At 67.9% G+C, this 19,963-nt stretch carries 20 protein-coding genes; 13 read left to right on the top strand and 7 right to left on the bottom strand.

The window, feature by feature from the left end:
• Positions 1 to 229: 229 nt before the first annotated feature.
• The 3 genes from ACV4UZ_RS08115 to ACV4UZ_RS08105 form a co-directional block, all read right to left on the bottom strand.
• Positions 230 to 1,285, bottom strand: coding sequence for a CobW family GTP-binding protein (locus ACV4UZ_RS08115; protein ID WP_491600386.1), 1,056 nt, complete (start codon positions 1,283 to 1,285; stop codon positions 230 to 232).
• A gap of 120 nt (positions 1,286 to 1,405) precedes the next feature.
• Positions 1,406 to 1,804, bottom strand: coding sequence for a phosphoribosyl-AMP cyclohydrolase (hisI, locus tag ACV4UZ_RS08110; protein WP_491600385.1), 399 nt, complete (start codon positions 1,802 to 1,804; stop codon positions 1,406 to 1,408).
• 32 nt (positions 1,805 to 1,836) lie between these two features.
• Complete coding sequence (locus tag ACV4UZ_RS08105; RefSeq protein ID WP_491600384.1) at positions 1,837 to 2,754, bottom strand: zinc ABC transporter substrate-binding protein; 918 nt, start codon at positions 2,752 to 2,754, stop codon at positions 1,837 to 1,839.
• Positions 2,755 to 2,820: 66 nt separating this feature from the next.
• On the opposite strand from ACV4UZ_RS08105, the gene ACV4UZ_RS08100 reads away from it, so the two are divergent.
• The 5 genes from ACV4UZ_RS08100 (at position 2,821) to ACV4UZ_RS08080 (ending at position 8,232) form a co-directional block, all read left to right on the top strand.
• On the top strand, positions 2,821 to 3,303 hold the full coding sequence (locus ACV4UZ_RS08100) for a Fur family transcriptional regulator (protein WP_491600383.1): 483 nt from the start codon (positions 2,821 to 2,823) through the stop codon (positions 3,301 to 3,303).
• Entirely contained in the window at positions 3,300 to 4,085 is a 786-nt protein-coding gene (locus tag ACV4UZ_RS08095) for an ATP-binding cassette domain-containing protein (RefSeq protein WP_491600382.1), read from the top strand. Before ACV4UZ_RS08100 ends, ACV4UZ_RS08095 begins: the two co-directional genes overlap by 4 nt.
• The gene (locus ACV4UZ_RS08090; RefSeq protein ID WP_491600381.1) at positions 4,078 to 4,860 is read left to right on the top strand and encodes a metal ABC transporter permease; all 783 of its coding nucleotides are present in this window, start codon (positions 4,078 to 4,080) and stop codon (positions 4,858 to 4,860) included. The genes ACV4UZ_RS08095 and ACV4UZ_RS08090 overlap by 8 nt, the downstream gene beginning before the upstream one ends.
• 107 nt (positions 4,861 to 4,967) lie before the next feature.
• Positions 4,968 to 6,137, top strand: coding sequence for a hypothetical protein (locus tag ACV4UZ_RS08085; protein WP_491600380.1), 1,170 nt, complete (start codon positions 4,968 to 4,970; stop codon positions 6,135 to 6,137).
• An 82-nt stretch (positions 6,138 to 6,219) separates the two neighbouring features.
• On the top strand, positions 6,220 to 8,232 hold the full coding sequence (locus tag ACV4UZ_RS08080; RefSeq protein ID WP_491600379.1) for an ATP-binding protein: 2,013 nt from the start codon (positions 6,220 to 6,222) through the stop codon (positions 8,230 to 8,232).
• A 2-nt stretch (positions 8,233 to 8,234) separates the two neighbouring features.
• Here ACV4UZ_RS08080 and ACV4UZ_RS08075 read toward each other — a convergent pair whose 3' ends face one another.
• Entirely contained in the window at positions 8,235 to 8,960 is a 726-nt protein-coding gene (locus ACV4UZ_RS08075; protein ID WP_491600378.1) for an MgtC/SapB family protein, read from the bottom strand.
• A 3-nt stretch (positions 8,961 to 8,963) separates the two neighbouring features.
• Entirely contained in the window at positions 8,964 to 10,712 is a 1,749-nt protein-coding gene (locus tag ACV4UZ_RS08070; RefSeq protein ID WP_491600377.1) for an efflux transporter outer membrane subunit, read from the bottom strand.
• Positions 10,713 to 11,108: 396 nt separating this feature from the next.
• On the opposite strand from ACV4UZ_RS08070, the gene pdhA reads away from it, so the two are divergent.
• The 8 genes from pdhA to ACV4UZ_RS08030 all read left to right on the top strand — a co-directional run bounded on the left by pdhA (position 11,109) and on the right by ACV4UZ_RS08030 (position 18,773).
• The gene (pdhA, locus tag ACV4UZ_RS08065; RefSeq protein WP_491600376.1) at positions 11,109 to 12,107 is read left to right on the top strand and encodes a pyruvate dehydrogenase (acetyl-transferring) E1 component subunit alpha; all 999 of its coding nucleotides are present in this window, start codon (positions 11,109 to 11,111) and stop codon (positions 12,105 to 12,107) included.
• 17 nt (positions 12,108 to 12,124) lie between these two features.
• A complete protein-coding gene (locus tag ACV4UZ_RS08060) occupies positions 12,125 to 13,486 on the top strand; it encodes a pyruvate dehydrogenase complex E1 component subunit beta (protein ID WP_491600375.1) in 1,362 nt (453 codons plus the stop codon).
• Positions 13,487 to 13,501: 15 nt separating this feature from the next.
• A complete protein-coding gene (locus ACV4UZ_RS08055; RefSeq protein WP_491600374.1) occupies positions 13,502 to 14,785 on the top strand; it encodes a pyruvate dehydrogenase complex dihydrolipoamide acetyltransferase in 1,284 nt (427 codons plus the stop codon).
• Between the two features lie 13 nt (positions 14,786 to 14,798).
• Positions 14,799 to 15,377 carry a hypothetical protein gene (locus ACV4UZ_RS08050; protein WP_491600373.1) on the top strand — a complete coding sequence of 193 codons (579 nt, stop codon included), beginning with the start codon at positions 14,799 to 14,801 and terminating at the stop codon, positions 15,375 to 15,377.
• A gap of 40 nt (positions 15,378 to 15,417) precedes the next feature.
• Positions 15,418 to 15,864: a DUF6650 family protein gene (locus ACV4UZ_RS08045; RefSeq protein WP_491600372.1), complete on the top strand. Its 447-nt coding sequence runs from the start codon at positions 15,418 to 15,420 to the stop codon at positions 15,862 to 15,864.
• Positions 15,865 to 15,877: 13 nt separating this feature from the next.
• On the top strand, positions 15,878 to 17,266 hold the full coding sequence (gene lpdA / locus ACV4UZ_RS08040; RefSeq protein ID WP_491600371.1) for a dihydrolipoyl dehydrogenase: 1,389 nt from the start codon (positions 15,878 to 15,880) through the stop codon (positions 17,264 to 17,266).
• Between the two features lie 93 nt (positions 17,267 to 17,359).
• On the top strand, positions 17,360 to 18,337 hold the full coding sequence (lipA, locus tag ACV4UZ_RS08035; RefSeq protein ID WP_491600388.1) for a lipoyl synthase: 978 nt from the start codon (positions 17,360 to 17,362) through the stop codon (positions 18,335 to 18,337).
• A 1-nt stretch (position 18,338) separates the two neighbouring features.
• A complete protein-coding gene (locus ACV4UZ_RS08030; protein ID WP_491600370.1) occupies positions 18,339 to 18,773 on the top strand; it encodes a type II toxin-antitoxin system RatA family toxin in 435 nt (144 codons plus the stop codon).
• On the opposite strand, the gene ACV4UZ_RS08025 is transcribed toward ACV4UZ_RS08030, so the two are convergent.
• Positions 18,758 to 19,531 (bottom strand): cobalt-precorrin-6A reductase, encoded by a 774-nt coding sequence (locus ACV4UZ_RS08025; protein ID WP_491600369.1) that lies wholly within the window; start codon positions 19,529 to 19,531, stop codon positions 18,758 to 18,760. The genes ACV4UZ_RS08030 and ACV4UZ_RS08025 overlap by 16 nt on opposite strands.
• Positions 19,528 to 19,938, bottom strand: a complete 411-nt coding sequence (locus ACV4UZ_RS08020) for a response regulator (protein WP_491600368.1) — start codon at positions 19,936 to 19,938, stop codon at positions 19,528 to 19,530. Before ACV4UZ_RS08020 ends, ACV4UZ_RS08025 begins: the two co-directional genes overlap by 4 nt.
• Between the last annotated feature and the right edge of the window lie 25 nt (positions 19,939 to 19,963).

Genomic DNA, 19,963 nt, shown 5'->3' with positions numbered 1-19,963 from the left:
CCGAGAGATGTATCGCTTCACGTGTTGCGCAAAAGAATAGGTTCGCCTAATCGTTTGCATACCTTGGACGTAGAGCAAAAAAACCGCCCCGAACCAGAGGGTCGGGGCGGTGGCAGTTGCTTAGAGAGGGAGGCTGACCTCGGGGGAGGTCAACATCTGGAATAAGACTAACAAGCAGCAAATCCCCAGTCAAACAATTTTAATGTGCGGCGCGGTAATTCCGAGCGGACTAGTGGGATTGGGGCGTATCGTCCAGGGCCAGCACGCCCTTCAGCAGGTCTTCCACCGCCTGGCGCGACAGGTCGCGGGTGATGAAGACGATGCGGGTGCGGTGGTCGTCGTCGGGCCAGCCGGGCAGGGGGGCGGGCGGGTGGAAGACGTGCTGCACGCCGTGGATGGCCAGCGGGTCCCCGGATTCACGGGCGTTGACGATTCCCTTGATGCGCAGCAGGTTCTCGCCCTTGGACGAGATCATCAGCTCGAGCGCGAAGCCCAGGGCCGTCCACGACACCGGTTCGCTGGCGGTGAAGACGAAGGCCTGGATGTGGGCGTCGTGGCGGTTGGCGTCGTGGTGATGGTGGTGATGGTGGTGGTCGTGATGGGCGTGCTGATGGGCGCGATAGGCCTCCTCGTTCAACCAACCGGCCACGTCGGGTATCTTGCTGCCGGGATTGAACAGGCCGGCATTGAGCAGCGCCTCGGGCTCCACCTTGCCGTGGGCGGCGACGATGATGGGGGCGGCGGGGTTGAGGCGGCGCAGGCGGGCGCGCAGCACCTCCACCGCAACGGGATCGGCGATGTCGGCCTTGGTCAGCACCAGCCGGTCGGCCACCGCCACCTGCTTGACCGCCTCGGCCTGGGCGTCCAGCGTCCTCTCGCCGTTGACCGCATCCACCGTGGCGACGATGCCGTCCAGCTTGTAGCGGCTGGAGATCAGCTGATCGCTCATCAGGGTGTGGATGATGGGGGCGGGGTCGGCCAGGCCGGTGGTCTCGATGATCATGCGGTTGAATTCGGGAATCTCGCCCCGCACCCGCTTGATGAACAGGTCGCGCATGCCCTCGACCAGATCGCCCCGGACGGTGCAGCACAGGCAGCCCGATTGCAGCAGCACCACGTCCTCGGCCACCTCGCGCACCAGCAGATGGTCGAGACCCACCGAGCCGAACTCGTTGATCAGCACGGCGGTGTCGGCCAGACCCGGCTGGGCCAGCAGGTGGTTCAGGAGGGTGGTCTTGCCGCTGCCCAGGAAGCCGGTCAGGACGGTGACGGGGATGAGACTCATGCGTGCAACTCCAGTCCATGGGCTGCCGCCCATACCCGCTTGGGGCCTCGGCCCCAAACCCCTTTCGAATGAAATGGGGGCCGGGGCATCGCCCCGGATGGGTTTGGGCGATAGCTCAATTTACTTCTTGTACAGCTCTTCCGGCGACACCTGCACCTTCGCCACCTCGGTCAGGCCTTCCGCCCGGGCGGCGGTGTAGAAGCAGGTGCGCCGGCCGGTGTGGCAGGCGACGCCGTCCTGATCCACCTTCAGGAGGATGGTGTCGCCGTCGCAGTCGATCAGGAAGTCCTTGAGCCGCTGCTGCTGGCCCGAGGTCTCGCCCTTGCGCCACAGGCCCCCGCGCGAGCGCGAGAAATAGCAGACCCGGCCGGTCTCCAGGGTCTCGGCCACGGATTCGGCGTTCATCCAGGCCATCATCAGCACCTCGCCGGTGTCGAATTGCTGGGCGATGGCGGGAACCAGCCCATCGGCGTTGAACTTGAGCCTGGGCAGCACGGCGGCGGAATCGATAGCGGACATGACACGAACCTCTCCAACGGGAGGCTAAGGGTTTAGCGGGCGGCAAGGCACTCGGCAAGGGCGCCGGCGATGCCCTTCATCTGCTGCACATAGGACTCGGGGCCGGGGGGCACAAGCAGGCCTTCCGGGTCCAGCTGTCCCAGCCGCACGCCGGCGGCGTCGGCCAGGGTGGCGGCGGTGGCCGAAGGCGCCCCCGGCTCGCCGAACACGCAAGCGGCGCCGGTGGCTTTCAGCCGGTCGCGCAGCTGGGCCATGCGCTTGGCGCTCGGCGGGCGCTCGGGATCGACGGTGATGGCTCCGGCCGGCGACAGGCCGTAGCGCGCCTCGAAATACTGGTGGGCGTCGTGGAACACCGCATAGGGCCGCCTGGCCACCGGGGCCAGCTGGGCGGCGATCTCGGCATCCAGGACGGCGAGCCGCTGCTTCAGGGCCTCGGCGTTAGCGGCGTAGCGGGGCGCGTTGGCCGGGTCGAGGACGGCGAGGCGTTCGGCCACGGCGCCCGCCAGCACTTGGGCGTTGCGCGGGTCGAGCCAGACATGGGGGTCGGTCTCGTCGTGCCGCTTGCCGTGGTGCTTGTGACCGTGGTCGTGGTCGTGGCGGTCCCAGGCGCCGCCCTCGCGGGTGTCGAGGCGGATCAGGCCGGGCAGCGACAGCATGGCGAGACCGTCCTTGCGCCGGGCCATGGGGCGTTCCAGCCAGGATTCCAGCGCCGGCCCCACCCAGACCACCAGCCTGGCCTTCTCGGCGGCCCGGGCATCCGAGGGCTTCATGGCGTAGCCGTGGGGCGAGGCGCTGCCCGAGACGATCAGGCCGGGATCGCCCACGCCGTCCATCACCGAGGCCACCAGGGAATGCAGCGGCTTGATGCTGACCAGGACGGCCGGGACTTCAGCCGCCGCCGGAGTGGCGAAGGCGAACAGGATAAAGGCGGTCGCCAGGGTCTTCCGCATGGGGGCGCTCCGTGCCATGATGGAGGGGATGGAATGTTATAATGTAACATTATGGTGGTGGCAAGGATGAGCTTTCCGCTCCCCCAGCACGATCACGGCGCCTGCATCCGCGCCGCCATGACGGCGGCCGAGGAGGAATGCCGTCGCCGGGGCGCCCGGCTGACCGACATCCGCCGCCGGGTGCTGGAACTGGTTTGGGTCAGCCACCGGCCGGTGGGGGCCTATGCCCTGCTGGAGTCCCTGGGCAAGGAAGGATGGTCTGCGGCGCCGCCCACCGTCTACCGGGCGCTGGAGTTCCTGCAGGCCCATGGCCTGGTGCACCGCATCGCCCTGCTCAACGCCTATGTCGGCTGCGCCCATCCCGGCCACGCCCATGCCGGCCAGTTCCTGCTGTGCGGCGAGTGCGGCATGGCGGTGGAACTGGAGGACCGCGAGGTGGATGCCGCCATCGGCCGGGCGGCCGGGCGCCTGGGCTTCACCGTGGCGCGCCAGACCATCGAGATCGAGGGGCTGTGCTCCCGCTGCCGTGAGGGGCGCGGGGCGCCATGACGCTGCTCCGGCTGTCCGGCGTGCGCCTGACCCATGGCGGGCACGTGGTGCTCGACCATGTGGATCTGGTCGTGGAGGCCGGGCGGATCATCACCGTGGTGGGGCCAAACGGTGCCGGCAAGTCTTCCCTGCTCAAGGTGGCGTTGGGGCTGCTGCGCCCCGATGCGGGGATCGTGGAACGCAGCGCCGCCATCGTCGGCTATGTGCCGCAGCGCCTCGACATCGGGCGGCTGCTGCCGCTTTCGGTGCGGCGCTTCCTGGCCATGGCCCTGGCGGGCCGGGCCGGCGGCGGGACTCTGGAAGACATGCTGGACACCGTGGGGGCGGGGCATGTGCTGGACCGTCAGGTGGTCGACCTGTCGGGCGGCGAATTGCAGCGTGTGCTGCTGGCCCGCGCCCTGCTGCGCCGCCCCGACCTGCTGGTGCTGGACGAGCCGGTGGGCGGCGTCGACGTGGCGGGGCAGGCCGAGCTTTACGACCTGATCACCGCCCAGGCGCGTGAAGCCGGTGTCGGCGTGCTGATGGTGTCCCACGACCTGCATGTGGTGATGGCGGCCACCGACCACGTGGTCTGCCTCAACCGTCATGTGTGCTGCGCCGGCCATCCCGAGGCGGTCAGCCGTCACCCGGAATACCTGGCGCTGTTCGGCCCCCGGGTGGCGGCCAGCCTGGCCATCTACACCCATGCCCACGACCACGGCCACGGCGCCGATGGCTCGGTGCTGCCGCTGGAAGGCGCAGAGCAGCCACACGTTCACGGGCCGGGGTGCCGCCATGGATGACTTCCTGCTGCGCGCCCTGCTGGCCGGCGCGGCGGTGGCCCTGGTGGCGGGGCCGCTGGGCTGCTTCGTGGTCTGGCGCCGCATGGCCTATTTCGGCGACGCCCTGGCCCATTCCGCCCTGCTGGGCATCGTGGCGGGGTTGCTGTTGGGCGTTGCCCCCCTGGCCGGGGTGGCGGCGCTGTGCGTGGTCGCCGCCCTGATTCTGGCGCGCGCCGAGGTGGACCGCGCCAGCGGCATCGACTCGCTGCTGGGCATCCTGGCCCACGGCTCGCTGGCGCTGGGGCTGGTGCTGCTGTCCCTGCTGGAGCGGGTCAGGGTCGATCTGATGGGCTGGCTGTTCGGCGACATCCTGGCGGTGAGCGCCGCCGACATGGTCTGGCTGTGGGGCGGCGCGGCGGTGATCCTGGCGGTCCTGGCCTCCCAGTGGAACACCCTGGTGGCGGCGGCGGTGGACGAGGATCTGGCGGTGGTCGAGGGCCACAAGGTCGCCCGCGCCCGTACCCTGTTGATGCTGCTGGTGGCGTTGGGGGTGGCGGCGGCCATGAAGGTGGTGGGCGTGATGCTGGTCAGCGCCATGCTGATCATCCCGGCGGCGGCGGCCCGCCGGCTGGCCCGCACGCCCGAGCAGATGGCCGCCATCGCGGCGGCTTCGGGACTGGCGGCGGTGGGTTTCGGCCTGGGCGGCAGCTGGCTGTGGGATACGCCGTCGGGACCCAGCATCGTGACGGTGGCGACGGCGCTTTTCCTGCTGTCGCGGGCCATTCCCCGGCGATAATCCCAGCGGATGGCCTTGCCCATTGCCAGCGGCGGTGCCATCATTGGCGCTCGGTAGCGTGTTTTGGGGGAGGCCTTGGTCCCAGAAGGGACGGAAGGCCTTGAAAGATGAACGATTCCAAGCGTCGAGAAAAATTCGAGTCCAAGGTCGCGGAGCTGCTGGCGGTCACTTCCGGGTTGAAGGTGCCGCAAATTCTCATGCTGCGCCGGATGACCTCGTCCGATCCCGATACCCAGTCCTGGGCCAATGACCGCGAACTGGGCGTGGTTTTCGACACCATCCTGGACCGCGCCGTGGCGGCCATGGACGTCGAGGAGCTCGGCGCCGCCGCCGACCAGCATTTCGACGGGCTGCTGCCGCCCGGTCCCGACGACGCCCGCGACAAGGAACGCTGGCTGCTGTTCGACGTCACCAAGAAGTATCTGGTCAACCGGGCCAAGGGCGTGGCCCCGGTGGTGGCGCCCGAGCCGCCCCCGGCGGTGATCGAGGTGGAGGAGGAGGCGCCCATCGCCTTCGACAACTTCCGCCAGATGTTCGACGAGACCCTGGCCCGCTATGCCCGTCGCGCCCTGCAGGTGCTGGTGGTCAATCCGGCCGGCGCCGCCAGCCTGCGCCCGCACATTCCGCTGCCCTTCATCATTTCGCCCGGCTTCGCCAATTGCTATGAGGCCCTGCTGCGCAAGTTCGTCCTGCCCGACATCCGCACCACCAAGCGCATCAAGGAACTGTCGGAAAGCCGGACCTGGGATTCCAGCGGCCCCAACCGGCTGATCGGCATCCTGCAACAGGGCGGGCAGGGCAATCCCATCCTCGACACCTGGGATTCCCGCTGGGCCGCCTACAAGTCGGAAGGGGTGGGAGCCAAGCACGCCAAGGCCGACGATCCCTGGGCGGTGTTCCACGACTGGGCCAAGGCCGGCGGCTTTCCGTCGCCGGACGAGAGCGACATTCCGCTGCTCCATTCGGTGATCCGCTGGGAGCCCGAGGCCCTGATCGAGGCCTGGCGCGAGGTCGCCCTGCTCTACCAGCAGGAGTTCCATCCCAAGGACCGCCACGATCAGGCGCGCGAGGGCGCCTTCCGCGACGCCATCGTCCGCGTCATCCGCGAGTTGCCCAAGTATGGCGGCGATCTCATCGCCATGAAGGCGTTCTTCGAAATGCCCAAATGCGACCGCATGTTCCTGCGCAAGCTGATGCAGACGGTGGGCGGCACCGAGACCGAACGCCGCCGGGTGGCGCCCGGTCTGGTGCATTTCTACAACAACCTGCCTTTGTGACCGTTTCGCCTTCCGGTGGATTTGGGTCTTCATGCGATTGGTGGTATAACCAAGGCATGGGTTTGGGGTTGAAGAGGGCGGCATGCCCGGCAGACTGAATATCGGCGGCGATGCCAGGAGGCCATCCACATGGCTTCCGTTCGTCATGGCCGCCTTCGTCACACTGTGCTCGGGTCTGGCGCTGCTGCAGCTTTACGCCTTGCAATCGGAGCGCCGGCACGAGGCGGCACGGGCCGAACTGGTGTCCCAGCTCAGCGTGCTGCGCGCCCGCCTGGAATACAACCTGACCGCTCCGCTGCTCATCACGCGGGGATTGGTGGCTCAGATCATCTTTCACGACGGCATGAGCGACGGCGATTTCGCCCGTGCCGCCTCGTTGGTCACGCAGGACTACGATTCCGTCCGCAATCTCACCATGTCGCGCGGCACCGTGATCACCTCGGTCTATCCCGTGGCCCCCAACCGGGCGGTGCTGGGCGCCGATTACCGCGACCGACCCGACCAGTGGCCGACCGTGGAGCGGGCGATCCGGAGCCGCAAGCCGGTGGTGGCCGGGCCGGTGAACCTGATCCAGGGGGGGACCGCGCTGATCGGCCGGGTGCCGGTCTTCCTGCCCGATTCCGGCGGCGGCGAGGCCAGGCTGTTCGGCCTGATCAGCGTGGTGATCGACATTTCCAAGGTCTTCGCCGCGTCGGGAATCGACGCCGAAACGCTGCCCCTGGACCTGGCGCTGCGCGGCCGCGACGGTTTGGGCAAGGCGGGAGCGATGATCTGGGGCGACGAGACGATCTTCGCCCGCGCGCCGGTGGAGATGGAGGTCACCCTGCCCGACGGGACCTGGGCCATGGCGGCGATCCCCAAGGGGGGCTGGCCCAGGGGTGGATGGTCTGGCGATGACGGCGAATTGCGGGTGACCCGCGGCATGGGGGTCATTCTTTTCGTGCTGACCGCCCTGGTGTCGTTCGGCTGGGCGGTCTACGCCGGACGGCAGCGCCGCGCCCAGCGGCACATGGCCGAGAGCGAGGAGCGCTACCGCGCCCTGATGGAGACCGCCCCCATGGCGGTGATCGTCCATCGCGACGGCCGCATCCTGTTCGCCAATACCCAGGCGTCGCGCATGCTGAAGGTGCCCGAGGGGCAATCCCTGGCCGGACGTGAAATCTTCGACTTCGTCCATCCCGACAGCCGCGACGCCTTGGCTCTACGGGTCGAAGCCGTGCTGGCCCGGCCCGACGGCGTTTCCAGCGGCTCGTCCCGCTACCTCACCGCCGAGGGCGAGACCATCGAGACCGAGGTGGTCTCCACCCGGGTCAGCCTGGACGAGCGGCCGGCGGTGCTGTCGGTGGTCCGGGACGTCACCGACCGCCTGCGGGCCGAGGCCGAGCGCGAAAGCCTGCTGGAGAGCCTGCAGCGATCCAACGAGGACCTGCAGCAATTCGCCTACATCGCCAGCCACGACCTGCAGGAGCCGCTGCGCAACGTGGCCGGCTACGTCCAGCTGCTGGGGCGGCGCTATCGCGGCCGGCTGGACAAGGACGCCGACGAGTTCATCGCCTTCGCGGTCCAGGGGACCAAACGCATGCAGGAGATGATCGCCAATCTTCTCGACTATTCACGGCTGCGCCACGACGACGGCGAGCCCGAGCGCCTGGACAGCCGGCTTCCCCTGGACGAGGCCCTGGCCGATCTCGGCGCCGCCATGGACGAATCCGGGGCGGTGGTCGAGGTGATCGGCACCATGCCCATGGTGTCGGCGCGGCGGGTGGAACTGGCCCGCATCTTCCTCAATCTGGTGGGCAACGCCATCAAGTACCGACGCGGGGACACCGTTCCGCGCATCCGCATTTCCGCCCGGCGGGACGGGCCGAGCTGGGTCTTCTCCGTGGCCGACAACGGCATCGGCATGGAGCCGGCCTCGCTGGACCGCATCTTCACCCTGTTCCAGCGCCTGCATTCGCGCCAGACCTACGACGGCACCGGCATCGGCCTGGCCATTTGCCGCAAGCTGGTGCAGCACAACGGCGGACGGATCTGGGCGGAGTCGGAGCCCGGCCGGGGCTCCACCTTCCATTTCAGCCTGCTGGCGGCGGACTGACCCTACGAGCGGGCGGGAGACAGGCGGAAACCGGCCAGGGACTGAGTCTTGGACAGGGTGTCGAGCAGTTCCAGCGGGGCGGGGGCGCGTTCGGCCAGCAGCGACATCTGGTACTGGAACAGCTCGCCGCCGTCCTCCAGCTGGAAGCTCCAGTCGCGGGCCACGAAGCCGTGCCGCGACAGCATGGCGTGAATTTCCTCGGCCGGCGGCGTCTGGTTGTGCAGATAGGTCAGCGTCAGGTGCAGAGCGGTCTGGTGGGGCAGGGCGTTCTCGATGCGGCGCGCGGCGGTCATCACCACCACCGTGCAGAACGCGCCGAACAGGGCCGCAACATAGAAGCCGACGCCAATCAGCACGCCGATGGCCGCCGTCACCCAGATGGAGGCGGCGGTGGACAGGCCCCGGATGCTGAACCCCTCCTTCATGATCACGCCGGCGCCCAGGAAGCCGATACCCGTCATGATGCCCTGGATGGTGCGGGTGGGGTCGGCGATGCCCGGCGTATCGGACAGGCCCGCATACCACATGCCGGGATAGCCGTTGACCACGGTGAGGGCGGTGGAGGCCATGCAGACCAGGGCATAGGTACGAAGACCCGCCGCCCGTCCGTGATAGGAGCGCTCGTAGCCGATCATCAGCCCGGTGGCCAGGGCACCCATCATGTGCAGCAGGATCAGGCCGTTGGTGACCAGTTCCTTGCCGGACCAGTAGGCTTGCAGCGTTTCCATGGCCTAGCTGGCGTTGTCGTTGAACGCCGCCGTCTCATAGATGTCGGCCGGGGCCATGGACGGCACCTGCATGTCGACGGGGGCCTGGAAGGCGGCCGGTTCGGTGCCGGCGCCGACGGTGGCTTCCACCACCGGGGCGGCGGCCCGAGCCGGTGGTGCCGGCGGCGACAGCCGGGCGGCCGGCGACGTCGGGCTCTGCTCGGCTTCGACCGGCGGGCGCGGCGCGGCCGGTGGCGGGGGCGCCTCGGTCGCCGGGGCGGCGGCCGGTTGCGGAGCCTGCGCCGGGGCCGGTGCGGCCGGCGTGTTCAGAGTTCCGCTCTGACCGGCGGGCGGCGCGGGCGCCGCCTGGGGTTCCTCGGCGCCCTCATCAAGCTCCATGCCGCCACCCAAGGCCTTGTACAGGCTGATGGCGGCCTCCAGGCGGCCGAAACGGGCCTGGACCTTGGAATCCTCGGCCTGGAATCGGGTCCGCTGGGTTTCCAGCACGTTGAGGTAATCGACCATTCCCAGGCGGAACGCCTCGGAGCTGAGGCCGTAGGCGTCGAGCGAGGCCTGCAGCACTTCCTGCTGCGCCACCTCGAGGTCGCCTTGCAGGCGCACGGCCATCAGCGCGTCCTCGACGTCGCGGAGACTGACCAGGATGGTCTGCTGGTAGTTCTCCACCAGCTCGCGGTACTTGGCCTCGCTGTATTCGATGTCCGAGCGCGTCTTGCCGTTGTCGAACAGCGTGGCGGCCATGGTGCCGGCCAGGGTGAAGAAGATGCTGGTCGGCTTGGTGATGTTGTCGAAATACTGGGCCGCCCAGCCGCGGTCGCCGGTGATGGACAGGGTGGGGAACAGCTTGGCGCGGGCCACGCCGATATTGGCGTTGGCGGCGATCATGTTGGCTTCGGCCTTGCGGATGTCGGGGCGGCGCAGCAGAAGATCCGACGGCAGGCCGGCCGATACCTCCGGGACCCGCAGGTCGCGCAGCGTCCGGCCGCTGAGCGCCAGGGTCTGGGGCGGACGGCCCAGCAGCACGGCCAGCTTGTTGAAGGCGCGCTCGCGGGTCAGGACGATGGGCGGAATGGTCGCCTCGGTCTGGGCCAGCACGTTGCGCTGCTGCGCCAGTTCCAGGTTCGAGCTTTCGCCCAGGCGCACCCGCTCGCTCACCGCCTGGTACATGGCCTTCATGTTGGCGATGTTGCTCCGCGTCACCGTCTCGCGGTCCATGCCTTCCAGATACTGGATGTAGCTCTGCACCACGTCGGAAACCAGGGCCAGGCCCACCGCCTCGCGGTCGTGGACGTTGGCCAGCGCGGTGGCCAGCGACGAGGCCTCGGACGCGCGGAGCTTGCCCCACAGGTCCACTTCCCAGCTGGCCGAGACGTAGGCCGAGCTGAGGCGGTGGGTGCGGTTGGTGGGCGGATTGGGGTCGGCGCCCTGGCCGCCCTGGGGCGAATCCACGCTGCGCTTGCCCGACGCGGTGATGGTCGGCAGCAGGGCTGCGGCGGCGGAACCGGCCGTGGCGTCGGCCTGCCGGATGCGGGCGGCGGCGGCCTTGAGGTCGTGGTTGTTGGCCAGCGCCTCTTCCACCAGGGTGTTCAGTTCCTCGGAACCGAAGATCGTCCACCACTTGGACAGCGGCTTGGGCATTTCCGGCGAGGGTTCGGGCAGGGGATTGCGGAAGCTGGTGGGAATCTCCTGCTTCGGACGCTCGTAGGTGGGCGTTACGTTGCAGGCGCTGCTGCTCGCCGCGAGGACGACGATCATCACCCATCGCGCCGCACGGGCGGACAATCCCGGTCTTTCCCTGGTGCCCATTGGTTCCCCTGGTCCTGTATGGGTTCTGTAAGTACCACGATTGCCGTTCCCCCGGAAGACCCGACCGTCGAGTAGGGCGGGCGATGGCCGGGATGGGTAGTCTTTCCGTCATGGACCGGCCTCCCCACATGAGGGGGGAAGCGGTACGGCCGCGGCATTGGCCCGGGAGTCCAACAGTACCCGTTAATGTTGCGCCGCAGCAATCCGCTCGCAAATAACCAAAGTTCAGTTAACGATAAGTACGGCGTTACGAAACAAGGGTTTTTTAGCGAAATGCGGCTTGCAAAATAGGGAAGGTTAGTTTACCTATCCGTCCATTGAACGATTCAGGATCCGGGAGGAACCATGGCCACCAAGAAGAAGGAACGGGGGGCGGCCGAACCCACCCCTCAGGAACTCATCCGCTATTATCGCGAGATGCTGCTGATCCGCCGGTTCGAGGAAAAGGCGGGACAGCTTTATGGCATGGGACTGATCAACGGCTTCTGTCACCTCTACATCGGCCAGGAGGCCGTGGTGGTCGGCATGCAGGCCGTGGCGGGGCCGACGGATTCCTGCATCACCTCCTACCGTGATCACGGCCACATGCTGGTCTGCGGCATGGACCCCAAGGGGGTGATGGCCGAGCTGACGGGGCGCGCCGGCGGCTATTCGCGCGGCAAGGGCGGCTCCATGCACATGTTCTCGCGCGAGAAGCGCTTCTACGGCGGTCACGGCATCGTCGGCGCCCAGGTGCCGCTGGGCACCGGCCTCGGCTTCGCCCACAAGTATTCCAAGGACAACGGCGTGGCCCACGTCTATTGCGGCGACGGCGCCGTCAACCAGGGTCAGGTTTACGAGGCGTTCAACATGGCGGCGCTGTGGAAGCTGCCCGTGGTGTTCGTCATCGAGAACAACAAGTACGCCATGGGTACCTCGACGGTGCGCCACGCCGCCGGCCAGGAGCTGTACATGCGCGGCGCGGCCTACGGCATTCCCGGCGAGCCGGTCAACGGCATGAGCGTCATCGCCGTGCGCGACGCCGCCGCCCGGGCGCTGGAACACGCCCGTTCGGGCCAGGGGCCCTACATCCTGGAAATGAACACCTACCGCTATCGCGGCCACTCCATGTCCGACCCGGCCAAGTACCGGAGCAAGGAGGAGGTGACCAAGATGCGCGAACAGCACGATCCCATCGACCAGCTGAAGGAAAAGCTGTTGGCGGAAGGGCTGATCGACGAGGCCGGTCTCAAGGAGATCGACCGCGAGGTCAAGGTGATCGTCACCGAAGCCGCCGAGTTCTCGCAGTCCAGTCCCGAGCCGGATCCGTCCGAGCTGTGGACCGACGTGCTGATCGAAGCTTAAGGCGAGGGGGACATAACATGCCGATTCAAGTTCTGATGCCGGCGCTGTCGCCGACCATGACCGAGGGCAAGCTGGCCAAGTGGCTGAAGGCCGAGGGCGACGCCGTCAAATCCGGCGACGTGCTGGCCGAGATCGAGACCGACAAGGCCACCATGGAGATGGAGGCCGTCGAGGACGGCGTGCTGGGCAAGATCCTGGTGCCCGGCGGTACCGAGGGCGTGGCGGTCAACACCCCCATCGCCGTGATCCTGGAAGAGGGCGAGGATGCCTCGGCGCTGTCCGCCGCCCCGGCTCCGGCCGCCGCCGCTCCGGCGCCTGTCGCCGCCGCCGCCCCGGCCCCGGTCGCCGTTCCCCTGGCCGCCGCCCCGGCGCCCGAGGAGAAGGTCTACGCCTCCTATAAGCGCCAGACGGTGCGCGAAGCCTTGCGCGACGCCATGGCCGAGGAGATGCGGGCCGATGCCAACGTCTTCCTGCTGGGCGAGGAAGTGGCCCAGTACCAGGGCGCCTACAAGGTCAGCCAGGGTCTCTTGGAGGAATTCGGGGCCGAGCGGGTCATCGACACCCCCATCACCGAGATGGGCTTCGCCGGCCTGGCCTGCGGCGCCGGCTATGCCGGCCTGAAGCCCATCGTCGAGTTCATGACCATGAACTTCTCCATGCAGGCCATCGACCACGTCATCAACTCGGCGGCCAAGACGCTGTACATGTCGGGCGGCCAGCAGCCGTGCTCCATCGTGTTCCGCGGCCCCAACGGCGCGGCCAGCCGCGTCGGCGCCCAGCACAGCCAGGATTACGCCTCGTGGTACGCCCATTGCCCCGGCCTGAAGGTGCTGGCGCCGTGGAGCGCCGCCGACGCCAAGGGTTTGCTCAAGGCCGCCATCCGCGATCCCAATCCGGTGGTGTTCCTGGAGAACGAGCTGCTCTACGGCCAGAGCTTCGACGTGCCCGATGATCCCGATTTCGTCCTGCCCATCGGCAAGGCCAAGATCGAGCGGGCCGGCGCCCACGTCACCATCACCGCCTATTCCCGCATGGTGCAGATCGCGCTGGACGCCGCCGAGATCCTCAAGGCCGAGGGCATCGAGGCCGAGGTGATCAACCTGCGCTCCATCCGCCCCCTGGACACCAATACCATCGTCGCCTCGGTCCAGAAGACCAACCGCATCGTCTCGGTGGAGGAAGGCTGGCCGGTGGCCGGCATCGGTTCGGAAATCGCCGCCCTGATGATGGAGCATGCCTTCGACTGGCTGGACGCGCCGGTGGTACGGGTGGCCGGGGCCGACGTGCCCATGCCTTACGCCGCCAATCTGGAAAAGCTGGCCCTGCCGCAGGCCGAGCAGGTGGCTGCCGCCGCCCGTTCCGTCTGCTACCGCCGCTAAGAGGGGGGATACAACATGCCTGTGCAAATCCTGATGCCCGCCCTCTCGCCGACCATGACCGAGGGCAATCTGGCCAAGTGGCTGAAGGCCGAGGGCGACGCCGTCAAGTCCGGCGACATCCTGTGCGAGATCGAGACCGACAAGGCGACCATGGAGTTCGAGGCCGTCGATGAAGGCGTGCTGGGCAAGATCCTGGTGGCCGGCGGCACCTCGGGCGTGGCGGTCAACACTCCCATCGCCGTGCTGCTGGAAGAGGGCGAGGATGCCTCGGCTATTGTGGCGGCTCCGGCCCCCAAGGCGGCTACTGGGAGCGCGGGCGTCTCGCCCGCACCCGTCGCCGCTCCAGTCGCCGCCGAACAGGGGGCGGGACGCCCGCGCTCCGATGAAGGGCGTGTCTTCGCCTCGCCCCTGGCCAGGCGCATCGCCAGGGACGGCAATGTGGACCTTGCGGCGGTGAAGGGCTCCGGCCCCCATGGCCGCATCGTCAAGGCCGACGTGGAAGCCGCCATCGCCGGTGGTGGCGCCAAGGCCGCTCCCGCCGCCGCTCCGGCTCCGGCCGTTGCCGCGCCGGCGCCCAAGGCTGCCCCGGCACCCGCCGCCGCCAGCCCGTTCGAGCCGGCCTTCGAGGAGATCCCCAACTCCTCCATGCGCAAGATCATCGCCCGGCGCCTGACCGAGGCGAAGAGCACCATTCCGCACTTCTACCTGTCCATCGACTGCGAGCTGGACGCCCTGCTGAAGGTGCGCGCCGACCTCAATGGCCGGTCGGATGCCTACAAGCTGTCGGTCAACGACTTCGTGGTCCGCGCCGTGGCGCTGGCCCTGAAGAAGGTGCCCGCCGCCAACGCCTCGTGGGGCGAGGAGGCGATCAAGCGCTATACCGACATCGACATCTCGGTGGCGGTGGCGACGCCGTCGGGTCTCATCACCCCCATCGTCCATCATGCCGACCACAAGGGGCTGGCCGAGATCTCCAACGAGATGAAGGCGCTGGCCGCCAAGGCCCGCGACAACAAGCTGAAGCCCGAGGAGTTCCAGGGCGGCGGCTTCACCATCTCCAATCTCGGCATGTTCGGCATCAAGGACTTCGCCGCCATCATCAACCCGCCCCAGGGCTGCATCCTGGCGGTGGGGGCGGGCGAGCAGCGCCCGGTGGTGAAGAACGGCGCCCTGGCGGTCGCCACGGTGATGACCTGCACGCTCTCCGTCGATCACCGCGTGGTGGACGGCGCGGTGGGGGCCGAGTTCCTGGCCGCCTTCAAGAAGCTGATCGAAGACCCGCTGTCCATGCTGCTGTAGGGAGGGCGGAGCCATGAGCCGCGAGGCCGTGCTCGCCGCCTTCACCAGCCTGAAGGCCGATTTCCGCGATGAGCGCTTTCCGTTCATCGCGGGACGGCTGGCCGGCGAATCCCTGGCTTGGGGCGAGAAACTTCTGACGCTGTTCGCCCATGGCGACCGCGACGCCCTGGAGGCGGTGGACATGCTGTCCCGCTTCTGGGTTTTGCGCTATCGCGGCATGCCCGAACCCGCCGATCTGAGCGGGGCGGGTCCGGGTCCGGCCTTCGTCCTGGGCTTCACCGCCTTTCCCTATCTCGACGTCATGATGGACGCCTGGGAGCTGGGCGATCTGGTGGTGGAGCAGGGGCCGGATCGCCTGACCTTCCGCTGCCTGTTCGACGGCGAGGACCAGGGCAGTCTGGTCACCGCCGAGCGGGCGGGAGCCGGCTGGCGCTTCGACCTGATGGGGCTCTACCGCGACAAGGCCAAGGCGCTGGAGACCTTCATCGAACTGGAATTCGGCGGTTTCGACGCCTTTCTCGACCATTACGTGGCCGAGCACGATCTGAGTTTCGACCTGGACCAGGCCTGGCGGCCGCTGTCCGGGCAATAAGAAACCGGGAGGGAGTGAGATGGGTTTGAGAGTGAGGGAGATGCCCCGGCAACCGGGCATGCCGGTGACGCCGTTTCCCGCAGGGACCGTCGCCGAGCGTTCGGCCCTGGCGGGTCTGGTGGCGATGATCGAGAACAACCCCGCCTTCTGCAATCGCGGCGTCCTGCCGGAAGAGCAGGAGCGTTGCTACCGCGCCGTGGTCGATGCCAAGCGCCTGATCGGCGAGACCGCCGAACTGCTGCCGCCCGCCACGCCCGCTCAGGACCTGCTGGCCGCCATGCGCGCCGCCTGCCGCAAATACATTACCGAGGCCGAGTCGTGGGACCGGCGCACCGGACGGCGCTATCAGATGCCGACCTTCGTTTTCTACCAGTTGCTGGGGGCCTTCCGCGAATTGCTGGGGCTGCATGTCTGGCGGCTGGCCGAGGCCTACGACATGGAGATCGAAGGCCGCCTGAACATGATTTTCCCCGGCTCGCCGGACTAGACTGGAGAGAAAGATGGCCGAGAACAGCTTCGACATCATCGTCATCGGCGGCGGCCCCGGCGGCTATGTGGCCGCCATCCGCGCCGCCCAGCTGGGCATGAACACCGCGCTGGTGGAGCGCGAGCACCTGGGCGGCATCTGCCTCAACTGGGGCTGCATTCCCACCAAGGCCCTGCTGCGCTCGGCGGAAGTCTACCGCAACATGCAGCATGCCGATGCCTATGGTCTGTCGGCGCCCGGCGCCTCGTTCGACCTGGCCAAGATCGTGGCGCGCTCGCGTGGCGTCTCGGCTCAGCTGCAGGGCGGCGTCAAGCACCTCTTGAAGAAGAACAAGGTCACCGTCATCGACGGCACCGCCAAGCTGGCGGGTGGTGGAAAGGTGGCCATCGAGGGCAAGCCCACCATCTCGGCGCCCCACATCATCCTGGCCACCGGCGCGCGGGCCCGCATCCTTCCCGGCTTCGAGCCCGACGGCAAGTTCATCTGGACCTACAAGGAAGCCCTGGTTCCCGACACCATGCCCAAGCGTCTGCTGGTCATCGGCTCGGGCGCCATCGGCATCGAGTTCGCCAGCTTCTTCAACGCCCTGGGCGCCCAGGTCACCGTGGCCGAGGCCATGGACCGCGTCCTGCCGGTGGAAGACGCCGAGATCAGCGCCATGGCCCAGAAGAGCTTCGAGAAGCAGGGCATGAAGATCCTCACCGGCGCCAACATCAAGGGGCTCAAGAAGAACGCCGCCGACGTCACCGTCACCATCGAGGCGGGCGGCAAGACCCATGAGCTGACCGTCGACCGGGTGATCACCGCCATCGGCATCGTCGGCAATGTGGAGAATATCGGCCTGGAAGGCACCAGGGTGAAGGTGGAACGCACCCACGTCATCACCGATCCCTATTGCCGCACCGACGAGCCGGGCATCTACGCCATCGGCGACATCGCCGGCGCGCCCTGGCTGGCGCACAAGGCCAGCCACGAGGCCATGATCTGCGTGGAGAAGATCAAGGGCCTGCCCGACGTCCATCCGCTGGACATGCGCAAGATCCCCGGCTGCACCTACTGTCATCCCCAGGTGGCGTCGGTGGGCCTTTCCGAGGCCAAGGCCAAGGACAAGGGCTATACCGTCAAGGTCGGTCGCTTCCCCTTCATGGCCAACGGCAAGGCCATCGCCCTGGGCGAGACCGAGGGCATGATCAAGACGGTGTTCGACGCGCGTACCGGCGAATTGCTGGGCGCCCACATGATCGGCGCCGAGGTCACCGAGATGATCCAGGGCTACGTGGTCGCCAAGACCCTGGAAACCACCGAGGCCGAGCTGATGCACACCGTCTTCGCCCATCCGACGCTGTCGGAAATGATGCACGAATCGGTGCTGGACGCTTACGGAAGGGCGGTTCACTTCTAGCCGGCATTTTCACCACGAAGGCACGAAGGGCATGAAGAAGAGGCAAAGATTTCTTCGTGCTCCTTCGTGCCTTTGCGCCTTCGTGGTTCAGAAATCCTTGACCCGCGGCCAATGCTGGACGATATCCAAGCCATGAGCGACACGCAGCCCCTTCGCCACCCGGAAAAAGCCAGGAAGCCGGACCAGATCAGTCCGCGCAAGCCCGACTGGATCAGGGTCAAGGCCCCGACCTCGGAAGAGGCGGCGGAAGTGCGCCGGCTGATGCGGGAAAAGAACCTGCACACGGTGTGCGAGGAGGCGGCCTGCCCCAATATCGGCGAGTGCTGGAAGCACAAGCACGCCACCTTCATGATTTTGGGCGACACCTGTACCCGGGCCTGCGCCTTCTGCAACGTCAAGACCGGCAATCCCAAGGGCGCCATCGATCTGGCCGAGCCCGAGCATCTGGCCGATTCGGTCAAGGCCATGGGGTTGAAGCACGTGGTGATCACCTCGGTGGACCGGGACGATCTGGCCGATGGCGGCGCCTTCCAGTTCGTCGCCTGCATCGAGCGCATCCGCGCCACCTCGCCCCATTGCACCATCGAGGTGCTGACGCCTGATTTCCGTGGCAAGGGCGACGGGGTCGAGCGCATCGCCACCGCCCGGCCCGACGTCTTCAACCACAATCTCGAGACGGTGCCGCGCCTTTATCCCGCCATCCGGCCGGGGGCGCGCTATTTCGATTCGCTGCGCGTGCTGCAGCGCGCCAAGGAGGCCGATGCGGCCATCTTCACCAAGTCGGGCATCATGGTCGGCCTGGGCGAGGAGAAGGACGAAGTGCTGCAGGTCATGGACGACATGCGCTCGGCCGGCGTCGATTTCATCACCATCGGCCAGTACCTGCAGCCGACCCTGAAGCATGCCGCCGTCGAGCGCTTCGTCACCCCCGACGAGTTCGCCGAATACCGCGATATCGCCCGGGCCAAGGGCTTCCTCATGGTGGCGGCGACCCCGCTGACCCGTTCCAGCCATCACGCCGACCGCGATTTCGAGGCGCTGAAGGCCGAACGTCTTCGCCGCCAGGGGTAAGATGCCGACCCACGCCGAGCAGCGCGTCCTGCCCTATACCCCGGAGCAATTGTTCGAGCTGGTGGCCGACGTGGCCCGCTATCCCGAATTCCTGCCGTGGTGCGTGGCGTCGCGTATCCGCTCTCGCGATGGCGACGTGTTCTTCGCCGATCTGGTGATCGGCTTCAAGATGGTGAGGGAGCGCTTCACCTCCAAGGTGACGCTGGGGCGTCCCGGCCGCATCGACGTCACCTATACCGAGGGGCCGTTCAAGCACCTCGACAATCACTGGATCTTCAAGCCCCACCCCCAGGGAACGGAAATCGACTTCTACGTGGATTTCGAGTTCCGCTCCAAGCTGCTCCAGACCATGATCGGCGCCCTGTTCAACGAGGCGGTCAAGCTGATGGTCGGCGCCTTCGAGAAGCGTGCCCGGCAGCTCTACGGGCCGGGTTGACGTCCCGGGCCTGACAGTGTCGCCCTGACCCAGGCGGCGGCCTCCTCGGCCGAGCCGACGCTGGGGCCTTCGGGGCGGGGCGGGCGGCGGCACATGATCACCGGCAGGTTCAATTGGGCGGCGGCGACCAGCTTGGCCCCGGCGGCGGCTCCGCCGCTGTTGCGGCAGACGATGGTGTCGATGCCATGGGCGCGCAGCAGGGCGCGCTCCCCCTCCGGGGTGAAGGGGCCGCGATCGGCGATCAGGGCGAAGCGGGCGGGGGTGGGACCGGTCGGCGGGGTCCGTTCGGCGAAGCGCAGCAGGAACCACGCCTCTTCCAGCCCGGCGAAGGGGGCCAGCTCCTGGCGCCCCACCGCCAGGAAGACCCGCTTCGCCGCGCGGCGCAGAAGCGGGATTGCCTCGTCCCAGCCGCCCACCTCGGTCCAGCGATCCCCCGGCCCCGCCACCCAGGCGGGACGGTCGAGGCGCAGCAGCGGCACCGCCCGGGCGGCGCAGGCCCGGGCGGCGTTCCATCCCATGCGGCCGGCGAAGGGATGGGTGGCATCGACCACCAAGGCGATGGCTTCGCGGCGCAGATACTCGGCCAGGCCGCTTTCGCCCCCGAAGCCGCCGACGCGGCATTCACCGGGGGGAAGGCGGGGTGCCCCGGTGCGGCCGGCCAGGGACGAGATGACCCGCAGGCCGGCATCCCCGGCCAGGATGCGGGCCAGACCGGCGGCCTCGGCGGTGCCGCCCAGGATCAGCAGGTTTGCCGTCATCTCCCGTCGGCCAGGGGATCGGGGCGTCGCGGATGGGGCGACAGGGGGAGCCCGGCGGCCATCAGCTTGGTGGCCAGAATCTCCACGTCGAAGGGTTTCATGATGTATTCGTCGGCGCCCTCGGCGAGGGCGCGGGAGATGTGGTCCAAATCGCTCTCGATGGTGCACAGCACCACCTTGGGGGTCTTTCCCGCCGGCATGGCGCGCAGGGTCTTGAGGAAGGTGAACCCGTCCATCACCGGCATGTTCCAGTCCACCAGGATGATGTCCGGCATCCGGGAGGCGCAGGCGCTCAGGGCTTCCTCGCCGTTTTCCGCCTCGCTCACCGTCAGGCCGAGCTGGGTCAGCATGCCGCAATGGATGGTCCGGATCAGCTTGGAATCGTCGATCACCAGGCAATGGCTCATGATGGAGGCAATCTCGGGCAGTGGG

The organism is Paramagnetospirillum sp., assembly GCF_058402745.1.
This window is presented reverse-complemented; position numbering and strand designations above follow the sequence as displayed.